Below are 15,744 nucleotides of genomic sequence, written 5' to 3'. Positions count from 1 at the left end.
AGGGGTCGCGCCGCCGTTCCATATCCAGGTTGCCCATAACCGCAACAGGGATATCGTTCATAGTCTGTGGCAATTACAATTAGCCACGACCGAGAAGACTGAACAATGTCAAGTGCCTCTCTTTTATCCATAAGAAAGAGCTAAGATGAAAGATGCTCTTTGTATTGAGCTATAAAATCTTCCTATATTACAGAAAGGTGGTGAGATCATTTATGGCTCATGATGTAACTGTTGAAATACTGATTACTGGTGAAGGTATGTCACCAGGAAAAGTTCGTTCTAAAGAAATTGCGGAATTTATTGAGTCTGTTGAGGAAATGATTGCTTCTATGGTGATCCGTGATCACCCGGAGTTGTCGAAAGAATCCATAGTGATTGGCTTAAAGAATATCCGACAAGGAAGTATTGGGCTAGAGTTCTCTCCAAATTTGGCAGAGTTAACTTTACCTGCTACGCGTCGTATAACAACCTCAATAGCAGAGAATGACTTTAGCGTATTACCAAGTAACGCAATTAACGCTTTGAAAAAGTTGTCTGCTTTCACGCGGCGACATCAATGTAAGGCTGAGTTCTTTGCACAGAACGGCAAACTGGAAACGCTTGCTGTACTTACTCCTGAGACGACGATCCCTGACATTTATCCTTTGTCAGGGGAAACAACCTTGTATGGAGAAATCACTCGTGTTGGCGGGTCAGATCCAAGAATTCAGTTTAAGACTCTGGATCGTAAGATTGTTTACTGTACAACTAGCAAAACAGTAGCTAAGAAAGCAGGTGCTAAGCTCTATACGAAAGTCTCATTATATGGTCTAGCGGAATGGAACTCCGAAACATTTGAGATTGAAAACTTCAATGTTTTTGACATCTCTGATTATGAAGAAACTTCACCATCAGTAGCCTTCGAGGAACTAGCTAATTTAATAGGTAATTCATTTGACAATATTAAGGATGTAAACCGTTTCGTCTCTGAAGTACGCTATGGATTCTCGGAGGCGTAGATGAGCTTAGTTTGTTTTGATACTCACGTGATTATTTGGGGCGTGAGGGGGCAATCAACCTGCGGACAGGAAGAAAACATAGGCAAAGCTAAGCAGTTGATTGACAAATGCGAGAAAGACGAAACCAGTATCATGATTCCGTCCATAGTTGTTGCAGAAGTTTTGTGTGGTTTAGAGCCAAGACTTCATAGTGCATTGAATGGACTCATGCACCGTCGGTTTATTGTTCTACCTTTTGATACCCAAGCTGCTCTTCGATTTGCAGAGATGTGGAGAACCAAACGGGAGCCTCAAGATAGAGGTGGAATATCCAGATCTGAAATGAAGGCTGATTTAATGATTATTGCTACAGCAGTAGCAAAAGGAGCGAGCTGCATCTACAGTGAAGATTTAGGTCTCAAGAAGTTTGCTCAAGACTACATTGACGTGAAGCCACTGCCTAACATTGAAAGACAGATGTCTATAGAGGATATTTAATTATGGGTAGAGCCGCTAGGCATAACAGTTGCAGTTAAGTCCGCGTGCTGGAAGTTCGCCTGGTTGATATTGGCGCTAATCAATACCGCTTCACTCAAATCGGTTTCGCTCAAGTTTGCCCAGCACAGCACTGCTCGATAAAGATTTGCCCGACGCAGTTTAGCTCCCCGTAAAGAAGTCCAGCTTAAATTTAAGCCTCGCCCATTAATTTGACAGAGGTTAGCATTGATCAAATTTGCTCCCACGCACTGAGCGCGGCTGAGATCAGCTTCTCGCAAATCAGCTTCTTCTAAGCTCACGCCGTGCAAGATGGCATTCGTCAAAATTGCACCTTCCAAAATCGCGCCAGTTAGCATTGCACTAGTCAAGTTGGCGCTATTCAAAACAGCATGGGTCAAATTGGTTTCAGCTAGCTTTGCACGATGGAGGGCGGCATGGCTGAGGTTGGCTTCGCTGAGGTTGGCTTGGTTTAGGATAGCTTCTCCTAAATTGGCTTCTAACAGGATGGCGCGCGTCAGGTTTGCTTCAACGAGCTTAGTTCCCCGCATTCCGGCACGGGTCAAGTTAGCTTCGTAGAGATTGGCACGAGTTAAGTCTGCGCCAATGCAGTTCACTTCAGTCAGGTTAGCTTCTCGGAGGTTGGCGTCAATTAAATTGGACTCTCGCAAATTTGCCGAATTAAGATTAGTGCCGCACAAGTTAGCCTGCTGAAGGTTGGCACGCCGCAGATTGATTTCACTTAAGTCAATGCCACTTAAGTTTGCTCCGGCTAAATTAATTTCTCGAAAATCTCGCTTTCCTGCTGCATATTGTTCCAGCAGTTCTTCAACGTTCATGATGAATCGTTCCACAAATGTTTTTAGTTGCTTGATGTGGATTTAGGTTGCCCTAAATTCAGGGTATTGCTCTAGTGGCGTATAATCCAACATTGGCGAGAGATCTAATTGAGAGCGCACAAGAGGGAAGCCCGATGCCTGAGAACAAATCTGACAGCACATCTAAAAGTAAGCCTGAGAATTTGAAAAGCCGAGTTGTAACCCAAGGGGTGCAGCGATCGCCCAATCGCGCCATGCTCCGAGCGGTGGGCTTTAAGAATGAAGATTTTACTAAACCGATCGTCGGGGTTGCCAGTGCCCACAGCACCATTACGCCATGCAATATGGGCATTGCGCCGCTGGCAATCAGGGCAGAGGCAGGGATTCGGGCAGCAGGAGGAATGCCTCAAACGTTTGGCACCATTACGATTAGCGATGGCATTTCTATGGGCACCGAGGGGATGAAGTATTCCCTGGTGTCGCGGGATGTGATTGCCGATTCCATTGAAACTGTTTGCATGGGGCAAAGTTTGGATGGGGTGCTGGCGATCGGCGGCTGCGATAAGAATATGCCAGGAGCCATGATTGCGATGGCGCGGATGAATATTCCGGCTCTGTTTGTCTATGGCGGCACCATTAAGCCGGGACATTTGGAGGGCGAAGATTTAACAGTGGTGAGTTCGTTTGAGGCGGTAGGGCAATACAGCGCTGGCAAAATTAACGAGGCACGGCTAACTGCTGTTGAAGAAAAGGCTTGTCCTGGTGCGGGGTCTTGCGGCGGTATGTTTACGGCTAACACCATGTCTTCGGCGTTTGAGGCGATCGGCATGAGTCTGATGTATTCCTCCACAATGGCGGCTGAAGATGCTGAGAAAGCAGTGAATACGGAAGAAGCCGGAAAGGTGTTAGTAGAGGCAATTCGGAAAAATATTTGCCCCCGCGACATTATTACGCGCCAGTCGCTTGAAAATGCAATCTCGGTCATTATGGCGGTCGGTGGCTCGACTAATGCGGTGCTGCACTTTTTGGCGATCGCCCACAGTGCCAACATTCCTTTCACCATTGATGATTTTGAACCCATCCGCGCTCGCGTTCCCGTTCTCTGCGATCTCAAGCCCAGCGGTCGTTTCGTCGCTACTGACTTACATACAGCAGGCGGTATCCCCCAGGTTATGAAAATGCTGCTTAACCACGGTTTGCTCCACGGCGATTGCCTGACCATTACCGGAGAAACGATCGCCCAGCGCCTCAAAGATATTCCTGCTGAACCTCGCCCCGATCAACAGGTCATTCGTCCCTGGAACAACCCCATGTATCCGCAGGGGCATCTGGGAATCTTGAAGGGTAACTTGGCGCAGGAAGGTTCTGTCGCGAAGTTGACGGGCATCAAGTTTCGGAAGATTACAGGATCTGCACGAGTATTTGAGTCTGAGGAATCCTGTCTAGACGCAATTTTGGCAGGCAAGATTAATCCAGGGGACGTACTGGTAATTCGCTACGAAGGGCCAAAGGGCGGGCCAGGAATGCGAGAAATGCTAGCGCCGACTTCGGCAATTATTGGCGCAGGCTTGGGCGATTCAGTCGGACTAATTACTGATGGTCGCTTTTCTGGGGGAACCTATGGCATGGTTGTCGGACACGTCGCACCAGAAGCATTTGTGGGCGGCAACATTGCCCTAATTCACGAAGGCGACTCCATCACCATTGATGCCGATGCCCGACTGTTGCAGGTCAATTTGACCGATGAAGTTTTGGCAGAGCGGCGATCGCAGTGGCAGCAGCCTCAGGCTCTTTATAAATCAGGAGTGCTGGCAAAATATGCCCATCTAGTCTCTTCCAGTAGCCTAGGGGCTGTAACAGACTTGTTAAAATACTGAAGCCTCCTGCCCTTACTTGGAAGATCCCTATGGTCGAAATCTCCCAAACTCCAACTTTTGTTGAATATCCTGACAGCGACGGTCAACCCATGACGGAAAGCGATGCCACGCGCATTTATTTAATTTATTGCGTGGAAGCCCTGAGGCTGTTTTTTCGGGGGCGATCGCAAGTCTACGTCTCTGGTAATTTGTTTATTTACTATCAAGAAGGTCAGCCCAACAAAAGCGTCTCGCCCGATGTTTTTGTGGTGTTTGGAGTCAGCAATAGAAAACGGCGTAGTTACAAAGCTTGGCAAGAGTCGGGTAAGTTGCCCTCTTTTATTTTGGAGATTACTTCTCTTAGCACTAAAAAGCAGGACGAAGAATCTAAGCCTTTGCTGTACGCGAGTTTGGGAGTTCCAGAATATTTCCAGTATGACCCGACAGGTGATTATCTGAAACCGCAACTCAAGGGTAGGCGGTTAGTCAACGGTATCTACGAGCCGATCGCTCCCACCACCCTTGCCGATGGCACTGTCGTCTTACAGAGTGAGACGCTGGGGCTTGATTTGCGGCTATTGCCTGCCGACCAAACCACTGTGCAGTCCCCAGGAATTGCGACGAGAGAGCTAAGGCTTTTTGACCCCCAAACAGGCGCAAAGCTATTGAGCTATCAGGAGGCTGAGCAAGCAAGGTTAGAGGCTGAGCAGCTAGCCAATGAAGAACGTCAGAGGGCAGAGCAGGAATCGCAACGTGCAGAGCAGGAATCGCAACGCGCAGAGCAAGCGGAACAGAGATTGACAGAGTTGATGGAAAGACTTCAGATACAGGGAATCAACCTGGAGCCTTAATTAGGTCTGCTCTTCATAGAATCGAGCAGCCTGGTAATTTAAACGTAAAAAGGATCTCCCAATAGCGGAGATCCTTTCTTTTTCAACAGCGCATTACAGAGAATCTTTCGGTCGTCGATAAGTTGCGATCGCCTCAGTCAAATCTACCCAGGCTGATGTTTTGCAAAGCTGTAAGCCTGAGAAATGTCTAAAAAAGACCGCAAAATTTCTTGGCAAATATAGTCCTCCTCCCTTTGAATTCAAGGCTTTGCGCGATCGTCTTCACTTTTCTTAACTAATAACTGAGTAATCGCTCATTAATTTGTCAACTAATGTAAATATCTGTATCTTTTTTTATATCAAATTGTTTCAGATAGACCTCGAATCGCTGAATGGGTAAGGGTTTTCTGGTACAACAACTGATGTAACACTTTTACGAGCGACCAGTTTGTGATTAGCTGCGTCGGTCTCTAAAAGTCTTGAAAAGGAGCCTCCCTGCATGTTCACACACGTTAAGCCCACCATCAGACACATCGCACCCACCGATCTTCAGGGGCGATCGCTGATTAAAGTGGTCTACGTCGTGCTAGAGCCGCAATATCAAAGTTCGCTCTCTGCGGCAGTTCGATCGATCAACGAAAGCAACCCCAGTGTTGCTATTGAGATTAGTGGGTATCTGCTAGAAGAGCTTCGTAGCGCCGAAAACTATGAAGCATTTAAGCACGATGTATCTCAAGCCAATATTTTTATTGCATCGCTGATTTTTATTGAAGAATTAGCCGACAAAGTTGTAGCAGCAGTTGAGCCTCACCGCGATCGCCTGGACGTTTCGGTCGTCTTCCCGTCCATGCCCCAAGTCATGCGCCTAAACAAAATGGGCAGCTTCTCGTTGGCGCAGATTGGGCAGTCGAAGAGCATGATCTCTAGCTTCATGAAAAAGCGCAAGGAGAAATCCGGCGCAGGCTTCCAAGACGCGATGCTGAAGCTGCTGCGAACGCTGCCCCAGGTGCTAAAGTTTCTGCCCATGGAAAAAGCGCAGGATGCTAGACACTTCATGCTCAGCTTCCAGTATTGGTTGGGCGGATCTGCTGATAACCTGGAAAACTTCTTGCTGATGTTGGCAGATAAATACGTGCCAGCCGCAGAAGGACTCAAGGAAGTTACGCTTCAGTACCGCGATCCAGTTACCTACCCTGACATGGGCATCTGGCATCCGCTGGCTCCCAGTATGTTTGAGGATTTGAAAGAGTATCTCAATTGGTTTAGTTCGCGGTCAGATATTTCTGCTGATCTGAAGGATCCCCTGGCTCCAACAGTAGGCTTGGTGCTGCAAAGAACTCACTTGGTCACAGGTGACGATGCTCACTATGTGGCAATGGTGCAAGAGTTGGAATGCATGGGCGCGCGCGTCGTGCCTGTGTTCGCAGGTGGGCTGGACTTTTCTAAGCCTGTCGATGCTTATTTCTACGACCCGATCTCTAAGAAGACTCTGGTCGATGTTGTGGTTTCTCTGACCGGGTTTGCCCTAGTCGGTGGTCCAGCGCGGCAGGATCATCCTAAGGCGATCGAATCTCTCAGTCGTTTGGGTCGCCCGTACATGGTGGCATTGCCATTGGTCTTTCAAACTACCGAAGAGTGGCAGGAGAGTGATTTAGGGTTGCACCCCATCCAAGTCGCATTACAAATTGCGATTCCTGAACTAGATGGCGCGATCGAACCCATCATCATGTCTGGGCGAGATGGTAATACGGGTAGAGCGATCGCTCTGCAAGACCGTGTGGAAGCGATCGCCCAACGTGCTATGAAATGGGCAACTCTGCGCCGCAAGCCCAAAATTCACAAAAAGCTAGCAATTACTGTCTTCAGCTTCCCTCCCGACAAAGGAAACGTGGGTACAGCCGCTTACTTAGATGTGTTTGGCTCTATTTTTGAAGTCATGCAGGCACTTAAACAGAACGGCTACGACCTCCAAGACGTGCCCGACTCTGCTGAAGAATTGATGCTGGCAGTCATCCACGATGCCCAAGCCCAATACAATAGCCCCGAACTTAACATTGCTTACAAAATGTCTGTGCCTGAGTACGAGGCACTCACCCCATACCATCATCGGCTGGAAGATTCCTGGGGTTCTGCCCCTGGACAACTCAACACTGATGGGCAGAATATGCTGATTTACGGCAAAACCTTCGGCAACGTCTTCATTGGCATTCAGCCCACTTTTGGCTACGAAGGCGACCCGATGCGGCTGCTGTTCTCTCGCTCTGCCAGCCCGCACCACGGCTTTGCGGCGTACTACACCTATCTAGAGCACATCTGGAAGGCGGATGCAGTCCTGCACTTTGGTACTCACGGTTCCCTAGAGTTCATGCCTGGCAAACAGATGGGGATGTCGAATGATTGTTACCCCGATAGTTTGATTGGCAAAATTCCTAATCTTTATTACTACGCGGCAAATAATCCTTCTGAAGCAACGATCGCCAAACGCCGCAGCTATGCTGAAACCATCAGCTACCTTACTCCTCCTGCCGAAAACGCTGGACTATACAAAGGACTAAAGGAACTGAGCGAACTGATCGCCTCTTACCAAACCCTCAAAGATTCGGGGCGCTCGACCTCAATCATCAACGCCATCATCGACAAGTGCCGTTTGGTGAACCTGGATAAGGACATTAACCTGCCTGAAGAATGCAGTGAAATGGATGGCGAAGCACGGGATACCCTGGTGGGTCAGGTTTACATCCGGCTGATGGAAATTGAATCGCGCTTGCTGCCCTGTGGGTTGCATATTATTGGTAAGCCGCCGACTGCTGAGGAAGCAGTAGCAACATTAGTCAATATTGCCGGACTCGATCGCCCTGAAGATAATCTTCTCAGTCTTCCCCGCATTATTGCCAATAGTTTGGGGCGAGATATGGATGACATCTTTAAGAGAAGCGATCGCGGCGTTCTCGAAGATGTGCAATTGCTATTCGATATCAATCAAGCGTGTCGAGATGCAGTGGCGGCAATGGTGAAAGAACAGACCGATGCAGAAGGTCGGGTTTCTAAAGTCACTAAGCTTAACTTCTTCAACATGGGTAAGAAAACGCCCTGGATCGAGTCGTTACATACATCTGGCTATCCCAAAGTTGATGCCGATGCCATCAAGCCCCTATTTGAATATCTAGAGTTCTGCCTTAAGCAAGTCACTGCCGACAATGAGTTAGGCGCACTGCTGAAGGCGCTGGAAGGTGAATATATTTTGCCAGGGCCCGGTGGCGATCCAATCCGCAACCCGGATGTATTGCCGACTGGCAAAAACATTCACGCCCTCGATCCCCAGTCCATTCCAACTACTGCCGCTGTGCAGTCAGCGCAGATTGTGGTAGACCGTCTGTTAGCAAGACAAAAGGCTGAGAACGGGACTTATCCTGAAACGATCGCCTTTGTCCTTTGGGGCACTGATAACATCAAAACCTATGGCGAATCTCTGGCGCAAGTCATGCTGTTGGTAGGCGTGCTTCCGGTTCCTGATGCGTTGGGTCGGGTTAACAAGTTAGAGCTAATTCCTCTAGAAACATTGGGTCGTCCTCGCGTAGACGTAGTGGTTAACTGCTCCGGTGTTTTCCGCGATCTGTTTATTAACCAGATGAACCTGCTCGATCGCGCTATCAAAATGGCAGCCGAAGCCGATGAGCCTTTGGAAATGAACTTTGTGCGTAAACACGCCCTCAAGCAAGCCGAAGACATGGGCGTTAACCTGCGGCAAGCTGCGACTCGCGTATTCTCTAATGCTTCTGGCTCCTACTCTTCTAACGTCAACCTGGCAGTGGAAAATAGCACCTGGGAAACCGAGTCAGAACTTCAGGATATGTATTTAGCGCGGAAGTCTTTTTCCTTCAACTCCGATAATCCTGGCATGATGGATCAATCGCGGGATATTTTTGAGGCTTCGTTGAAGACGGTGGAAGTGACGTTCCAGAACCTCGATTCTGCTGAGATTTCTTTAACCGATGTATCCCACTACTTTGACTCTGACCCAACCAAGGTCGTCTCGACGCTGCGAGGCGATGGTAAAACACCTGCTTCTTACATTGCCGATACGACGACGGCAAATGCACAGGTGCGATCGCTCTCTGAAACCGTTCGCCTCGATGCTCGTACCAAGATGCTCAACCCCAAATGGTACGAAGGGATGTTATCCCACGGCTACGAAGGTGTGCGCGAACTCTCTAAGCGCCTGGTCAACACAATGGGCTGGTCAGCCACCGCCGGAGCCGTTGATAACTGGATCTACGAAGACACGAACACCACGTTTATTGCCGATCAGGAAATGCGCGATCGCCTCATGAACCTCAACCCCAACTCTTTCCGCAAGATGGTAGGGACATTGTTAGAAGTTAATGGTCGTGGCTATTGGGAAACCAGTGAAAGCAATTTGCAGCTTCTACGAGAACTTTATCAGCAGGTGGAAGACCGAATTGAAGGCGTAGAATAGTTCACCCGATCGGGCGAACCAGAATGGTGAAGCCTCCCATCAAGCCTCCCGCCTAAAGTAAAGAAAGATAAGTGACGTTCATAAAGACCTGGCAGGGGGCTGTTGGGTCTTTTACTTTTCTATTGGTTTCGAGAGTGCTCCAACGCGATCGACTTAAGTTTTAGTTAGGACAAATACGCTGCCTTCATTGCCTCGTCCAATTCGCAGATCGTCGTCTAAGTAAGTCACGTCCAGCCAACCTTTTTGTTCGCGGCTGGTAATGCTGAAATCGATCGCCTTAAACTTTTCTCCTGCCTCAATCTGCTGAATAAAGTGATCGACCGATCGATAATCGACCAGGCGCTGTAAGCCAATAATCGATCGCTCAAAGTTTACTTTTACCCGGCGATCGGACAAAGGCACAAACTTTGCCGCGACGCTCACCATCCCCTCAAGAAAGGGTAAACCAGAAGTTTCAGCGACGTTATAAATGCTAGAAGAACTGGCTTGAATATACTGATAAATTTGTCCGAGTTTGACCAGTGGAAATTGATCAATTTTCAATAGTCCCTGACTAGTTGTGAACAGCAACCGCCAGTTGCCGTTGAGTTTATCGATCGCTTCTAAGGGGCGAGGAGTGGGGTTACGTTCTTCCAGTTGCGCCACCGTTGCCAAAATAGCTCGTCGCTCAGAATCAGTCGCTAGTAATCCGCGATTTTTCCCGGCGATCGCCTCCAGTAAAGCTGATTTACCAAGCATTTTTGCCTACCTTCGCCATACGCCATACAATGTATAAACTACAAACAGATCTCACTACAGGTACAGAAGCTCCATGGATAGGAAAAACCCTGCGCTCCATCAAGTCCCCCGAAGTCAACCTGCTGCCGTCATTCCCCTGCAACGAGATGCTTCTATCTTAGGCTGGTTAGAAGGAACTGGGCGGATGCTTGCCCGAGACGTTCAAGATTTTGATTACCGTGAAGACGGTGAAGAAATCACTGATTTGATGGCGGGCGAAGATAACTCGTTTGAGGCAGATGATGACGATGATGATGCGCTCGATTTAGACGACTAGCCTTAACCGTTCTCCTGTAGGAATACTTACAGGAGATTTTTTTTAAAGAACTTGATCCAAAATTTCAAAGTTGAGATATTTTTAGGGGAACTTTAGACCTTTGGTAGCAGAGAAGCTTGACTACAGCCATTTCTGTAGGCTTTAATGCTCTTGAAATTCAGTAGATGAGTTTTCCGTAAAGGGTTAGGGTGCTGGTGTAGTGAGTGGTGTGGAACGTGAGAGTAAAACTTGTGGATGCAAAATTGCACCCCGATAGACCCCTCAGTGGTCTTGTGGGATACCATCTATTTCTAACGTTAGGAGCAGGGCTAAGCATTGTCGCTTTGGTTCTAGATTGGTTTGCTGGACGATCGCTTTTTTCAGGCATTGGGCTAACGTTGCCTCTAATCGTCTGTGCTTTAGCAACGGCTGGGGTGGGCTTTTGGGCTGTACCGATGCTGAGAGCTCTCAAGGCAGGACAAGTAATTCGCCAAGATGGGCCCCAGGCACACTTGAAGAAAGCAGGGACTCCCACGATGGGAGGCATCTTCTTTGTTCCTGTTGCAGTAATGTTGGCTTTGGTTTGGACTGGGTTTAATTCTAATGTTCTAGCAGTATCGGTGCTAACACTGGCTTATGGGGCGATCGGCTTCTTAGATGATTGGCAAATCCTCTTGAAGAAGTCGAACAAAGGCATTTCCGCCCGGATGAAACTGGCGTTGCAAATTGGCTTTGCCGCATTCTTCTGTATCTGGATGGCGTGGAGCCAACCTTGGGACATTACGACTATTCTTTTACCGTTAGGGATGACTCTTCCCTTGGGGGCAGCATTCTGGCTATTAGCGGGGTTTGTCTTGGTAGCTGAAAGCAATGCAACCAATCTAACCGATGGATTAGATGGCTTGGCGGGTGGAACAGGAGCGATCGCGCTGATGGGTTTGGGGGCACTGATTGCGCCAACTTCTCCAGAACTCATGGTTTTTTGTGCTGGTCTCAGCGGCGGCTGTTTAGGGTTTTTAGCGCACAACCATAACCCGGCAAAAGTTTTCATGGGTGATACGGGCTCCTTGGCGCTAGGCGGTGCCTTAGCAGCCGTGGGTTTGCTGAGTCACTCGCTGTTTGCGTTACTCATTTTGAGCGGCATCTTCCTGGTTGAGTCGCTGTCTGTGATTGCTCAGGTCGGCTACTACAAGGCAACAAAGAATAGTGATGGCGTGGGCAAAAGACTTTTCAAAATGGCTCCCTTGCATCATCACTTTGAATTAACGGGTTGGTCTGAAACTACGGTGGTTTCTCGTTTCTACTTAATCGGTGGCTTGTTGGCAATCTTGGGTTTTACAGTTCACTAAATCAATTCATCTACCATTCATATCTGCAAGTCTTCTGGAGTGCCGATCGCACTCCATTTGTTTTTTAAAGGCTGCCCATCTTGTCTAGCGTCAGTAGCTGCGCGACTTCATCAGTCTGGAAACCTAACGCCATCGGACGCTGTACCTTGGGTAGAACTTGCACATCGTAGAGTTCAGTAATCACGCCTTCTAACCGTAACCAATGGACAATGCTGCCCGTATGCAAGTCAATAACCATCAAACCGCAGCGGGCTTCGGCATCTTTAGCGGCTAATTGGTCATCGAGTGCTAGTCCTGAAAATGTATGGTCTTCCCGCCGAGGTTTGGACAGACTCACAATGGCGAAGTCCTGCCAAAAGGCTAAGCCTCTCAAGTAGCCTGGACAAAAGGCGATCGCTTCAAAGGTTCCAGCTTGCAAATTTAAGTATCCGAATTCGCCTGTTCCAGAGTTATGTAGCCATAGCCTGTCATGGTAGTAGCGAGGCGAGTGGGGCATAGATAAGCCTGTGGCAACGATTTGATGAGAATGCAAATCAATGACACACCCACCGTTACGCCGTTTGTCGCGCCAGCCATCCACAATATCGGATTGACTACAGGCAGTCACATAGCGCGGTTCGCCATCGATCATTGCCAGCCCATTCAGGTGACACCGATCTTCGTTGACCAACTTAGAAATGAAAGAAGGTTGCCAAAGGGGAGTGCAGCTATGGCGATCGCTGACCGTCGCTAAACAGTTTAATAAAGTACTAACAAAAATTAACTTGCCCGTGCGATCGATCACCACATCATGAATATCCAAATCTCCGGTGGTGTAGCCAATTCGGGGAATATAAAGCTTGTCATAATCCTTATAGAACTGCCCTACTTCCAAAACATTATCAAACTGCCAAATTTGGTACTTAGAACTAAGATAAAGTCGCTCTGAGGTTGCACACAGCCCCATTGCCCGATCAAAAAGCCGCTCAAATCCTGAAATTCGTCCTTCAGGCGTGGCTCCTAAAAGGATCAGGCGAGAGGTTTGGTAAGTAGTCAGAGCAAGGCTCAGGCGGTGTTCGCTCAACCATTCAACAAAGTGGCGAGAAGCAAAGATGTCTAGGGAGGCATTCATGAGGCAAGCTCAGAGGGCAGAAAAGTTATGAGAACAGCGACCCCTTGTGGGTATCTCGAAGAGCACGCTGCCTGAGTTTAATCTTATGCGCATCCTTCCATAGATCCTACTTCGGGAATTTGTCCAGCGCGAAATTCAGTGACTTTTCCCCTTGAATCTGTCTCAAAAATAATGCGGTATTTGCTATCAGCAGTGCTTTTGGGCACAAAAGTTAAATAGTTCCCACCTTTAACAAAGGGATGAGGCGTAACTTCAATTTGCTTTGGATAGAGCGCTTTGATTTGCTCTTCAGTAGAACCAATGCCTGCACCACTACGGGTCGTGATTTTGCTGCCTTGCTCAATCTCAATTCCAATAATGCGATCGCCCACCACCATCATTGCAAGACCAGGCACTCCGCCTTGAAATTTGTAATAGAAACAGCTTTGACTTGCCACGTCACCATCCGTTCTTGCAGGGAGCCCTACAGCTTTGGTGGCTTCTATAACGGTCATGCCAATTTGAATCGGATGAATGCCATTGATCACCAGTTTAGATTGCTCGGTAAGACTGGGGGCTGAAGGAGAAAGGGATGGTTTTGGGGAAGAAGCTACTATTGCTGAAGGAGAGGGACTGGGGGATGCAATGGAGGATGGGGCAGGAGAGACTGAGGCGATCGGGTTAGGGGATACTATCGGTTGATAAGAAGCGAGGCTGGCTCCCACAACAGCAGCGATCGCCGCAAAAATAGCAATGAGCCAATAAGGAGTTTTCATGGGGGTATTTATAATGAACTTCTAAGGTAAATCAAACCCTGCTGAAATTCTTATCTTTCGGGAAGGATTTCTGGGCTTTACCATTTTCGAGAGCTTAAGATTTTTAACCATTTAATAGACCCAGCCCATCCTCACCGCATCTGACTATGATAGAAAAAGAAATTTATCACGACGATCGCCTCGATCGCTTCTTTATCTGGATTCTTTCGCGAAACATGGCAAAAGCCATTGACAAGAAGACAAAATTGCACGGTTACGACGGATTTGTAGATCTGTCTAAAAAAATCATGCAAGGGCGAACCGCTAAAGAGCAGCAGGCAGTTGTAGCGAAAGTGCTAAATTCTTTGGTGCCGTCGGCAGTTTCAACCCTAATCCGCACCTTGCTTTCGCCGACTCAGTGGGTTTGTGAATCAAATGCTTGGTTTGCGGCTCTGCTGTTTGAATGGCTGGTAGGGCCCTGTGAAGTGCGAGAAGTTGAAGTGAAAGGGTTAGATCAACAGATCCGCACTCAGAGAAGCGGTGTGTACATGAAGAAATGCCGCTATTTGGAGCAGAGTGGGTGCGTGGGGATGTGCATCAACATGTGCAAAATGCCAACGCAAAACTTTCTAACCCAGAGACTAGGAATTCCCCTAACCATGACTCCTAACTTTGAAGATATGAGTTGTGAGATGGTGTTTGGGCAGATACCACCACCTTTAGAAGAGGAAGCAGCTTATCAACAGCCTTGTTTAATTAATCAATGTGGTGTGATGAAATCTTTAGAGCCTTGTCCCAAGGTACGAGAGGCTTGAATAAAATAAACCTTCAAAGGGGATCTGAACATTCAGATCCCCCTTGAAGGTTGCAAGGGTTAATTGCAGCGCTCAAGAAACATTAGATCATTTTCAGATCAGCGTAGCCTAGCACCATATCGTCAGAGGAAAGAGTGTCTCCTTCAGCCTGAGGAGTCCACATGACCTCGACTGCTAACAAGTTATCGCTAGAAACTGCTCCAAGCTGCCCTAATGCTTGACGCAAATCTTGGGAAGTGCGAATGACAGGCAGCTTCAGGTTGCCTTGAGTTGCCACCAGTAAGGTCACAACGATATAAGCACCGGGGTCTTGGTCAGACTCAACAAGCTGTCCGCTGGCATCAGGCAGCAATCCCTTGGGAGTTGCTTGGCGCAACTGGTTATTGACATTGGAGAGAGTTTCTTCGGTAAACTTGCTGCGTTCTGTCAAAGAAAAGCGATTGAATTGATCTTCGGCAGCTTCTAAACGAGTTTGCTGAGTGTCACTACCTGCATAACTCCAGTACTCTGGGTGCCGGAGTAAGGAAAGCGTTGTCTCTTGCAGCAGCAGAGTCAAACCTTCAGAGTTGCTGGTATCAGCAGTTTTTGCAATGCGATCGAGATCTGCTTGTAGAGTTCGTGCCTCGGACAAAAGACCAACCTGGACTTTTGCCACAGAAACAGTGGGCGACCCAGTGGAATAACCATAGCTATCTGTAGTTCCGCCACCTTGAGTAGAACGGAAACTGCGAACCAGGAAACTAGCGATCGCAAAGAAGATCAGAATTGAGAATAATCCACCACCACCAAACCCAAACAAGGGTAGAAGGAACGGAAAGCCAAAGCCACCCCCACCGGGATAGTAACCACCACCATAGCCGCCGCCGTAGCCGCCACCATAGCCACCCCCAGGAGCACTACGAGGGGCGCTACTGGGGGCACGGAAGCTTCCCCCACCCACTCGACCGCCACTTCGTGCTGCTAAGGCTCCATCTGCTTGGCTTAGAACTAGCGTAAAGACCAGACAGATTGCAAAGAGAGGCTTGACCCAGGATTTGATGAGTTTAGAGAGTTTTTTGTTCAAGTTGTTGTTCATAGTGCCATGCCGATTCAAACTGATGAAGGTTGACGTTGGCTGAGGCTGTAGATTCTTAATTAACCTTTCGGCTTAACCAAACGTTACAAACTATTCGTTTCATCTAGTCTATCTTCTCTAGGTCATCGACAGAAGGGTCTTAAGAGAGACTTAGGAGTGGATTACCGAACCTCT

The 15,744-nt window shown here is 48.2% G+C and carries 13 protein-coding genes; 8 read left to right on the top strand and 5 right to left on the bottom strand.

What is annotated here, in order from left to right; translation table 11 throughout:
• The first annotated feature begins 212 nt into the window (after nucleotides 1-212).
• Together KME11_15035 and KME11_15030 are read left to right on the top strand one after the other, a co-directional pair.
• Entirely contained in the window at nucleotides 213-998 is a 786-nt protein-coding gene (locus KME11_15035; GenBank protein ID MBW4516523.1) for a hypothetical protein, read from the top strand.
• Nucleotides 999-1,475, top strand: coding sequence for a PIN domain-containing protein (locus KME11_15030; GenBank protein ID MBW4516522.1), 477 nt, complete (start codon nucleotides 999-1,001; stop codon nucleotides 1,473-1,475).
• Here the strand turns inward: KME11_15030 and KME11_15025 are convergent.
• Entirely contained in the window at nucleotides 1,472-2,311 is an 840-nt protein-coding gene (locus tag KME11_15025) for a pentapeptide repeat-containing protein (protein ID MBW4516521.1), read from the bottom strand. The genes KME11_15030 and KME11_15025 overlap by 4 nt on opposite strands.
• A 134-nt stretch (nucleotides 2,312-2,445) precedes the next feature.
• On the opposite strand from KME11_15025, the gene ilvD reads away from it, so the two are divergent.
• The 3 genes from ilvD (at nucleotide 2,446) to KME11_15010 (ending at nucleotide 9,453) form a co-directional block, all read left to right on the top strand.
• Nucleotides 2,446-4,167 carry a dihydroxy-acid dehydratase gene (gene ilvD, locus KME11_15020; GenBank protein MBW4516520.1) on the top strand — a complete coding sequence of 574 codons (1,722 nt, stop codon included), beginning with the start codon at nucleotides 2,446-2,448 and terminating at the stop codon, nucleotides 4,165-4,167.
• Nucleotides 4,168-4,196: 29 nt separating this feature from the next.
• On the top strand, nucleotides 4,197-4,997 hold the full coding sequence (locus KME11_15015; GenBank protein ID MBW4516519.1) for a Uma2 family endonuclease: 801 nt from the start codon (nucleotides 4,197-4,199) through the stop codon (nucleotides 4,995-4,997).
• Between the two features lie 478 nt (nucleotides 4,998-5,475).
• The gene (locus KME11_15010) at nucleotides 5,476-9,453 is read left to right on the top strand and encodes a magnesium chelatase subunit H (protein MBW4516518.1); all 3,978 of its coding nucleotides are present in this window, start codon (nucleotides 5,476-5,478) and stop codon (nucleotides 9,451-9,453) included.
• A gap of 153 nt (nucleotides 9,454-9,606) precedes the next feature.
• On the opposite strand, the gene KME11_15005 is transcribed toward KME11_15010, so the two are convergent.
• A complete protein-coding gene (locus KME11_15005; protein MBW4516517.1) occupies nucleotides 9,607-10,191 on the bottom strand; it encodes a PAP/fibrillin family protein in 585 nt (194 codons plus the stop codon).
• 73 nt (nucleotides 10,192-10,264) lie between these two features.
• Between KME11_15005 and KME11_15000 the strand changes: the two genes are divergently transcribed.
• Together KME11_15000 and mraY are read left to right on the top strand one after the other, a co-directional pair.
• On the top strand, nucleotides 10,265-10,507 hold the full coding sequence (locus tag KME11_15000; GenBank protein ID MBW4516516.1) for a DUF3134 domain-containing protein: 243 nt from the start codon (nucleotides 10,265-10,267) through the stop codon (nucleotides 10,505-10,507).
• A gap of 230 nt (nucleotides 10,508-10,737) precedes the next feature.
• Nucleotides 10,738-11,835 carry a phospho-N-acetylmuramoyl-pentapeptide-transferase gene (gene mraY, locus KME11_14995; GenBank protein MBW4516515.1) on the top strand — a complete coding sequence of 366 codons (1,098 nt, stop codon included), beginning with the start codon at nucleotides 10,738-10,740 and terminating at the stop codon, nucleotides 11,833-11,835.
• Between the two features lie 64 nt (nucleotides 11,836-11,899).
• On the opposite strand, the gene KME11_14990 is transcribed toward mraY, so the two are convergent.
• Together KME11_14990 and KME11_14985 are read right to left on the bottom strand one after the other, a co-directional pair.
• The gene (locus tag KME11_14990; protein MBW4516514.1) at nucleotides 11,900-12,946 is read right to left on the bottom strand and encodes a TIGR03032 family protein; all 1,047 of its coding nucleotides are present in this window, start codon (nucleotides 12,944-12,946) and stop codon (nucleotides 11,900-11,902) included.
• A gap of 83 nt (nucleotides 12,947-13,029) precedes the next feature.
• Nucleotides 13,030-13,701, bottom strand: a complete 672-nt coding sequence (locus tag KME11_14985; protein ID MBW4516513.1) for a hypothetical protein — start codon at nucleotides 13,699-13,701, stop codon at nucleotides 13,030-13,032.
• Nucleotides 13,702-13,847: 146 nt separating this feature from the next.
• On the opposite strand from KME11_14985, the gene KME11_14980 reads away from it, so the two are divergent.
• Nucleotides 13,848-14,495, top strand: coding sequence for a DUF4033 domain-containing protein (locus KME11_14980; GenBank protein MBW4516512.1), 648 nt, complete (start codon nucleotides 13,848-13,850; stop codon nucleotides 14,493-14,495).
• A gap of 82 nt (nucleotides 14,496-14,577) precedes the next feature.
• Here the strand turns inward: KME11_14980 and KME11_14975 are convergent, their stop codons facing one another.
• The gene (locus tag KME11_14975; GenBank protein ID MBW4516511.1) at nucleotides 14,578-15,570 is read right to left on the bottom strand and encodes a DUF1517 domain-containing protein; all 993 of its coding nucleotides are present in this window, start codon (nucleotides 15,568-15,570) and stop codon (nucleotides 14,578-14,580) included.
• Nucleotides 15,571-15,744: the final 174 nt, after the last annotated feature.

It is taken from the genome of Timaviella obliquedivisa GSE-PSE-MK23-08B, assembly GCA_019358855.1.
Classification (GTDB): Bacteria; Cyanobacteriota; Cyanobacteriia; order Elainellales; family Elainellaceae; genus Timaviella; species Timaviella obliquedivisa.
This window is presented reverse-complemented; position numbering and strand designations above follow the sequence as displayed.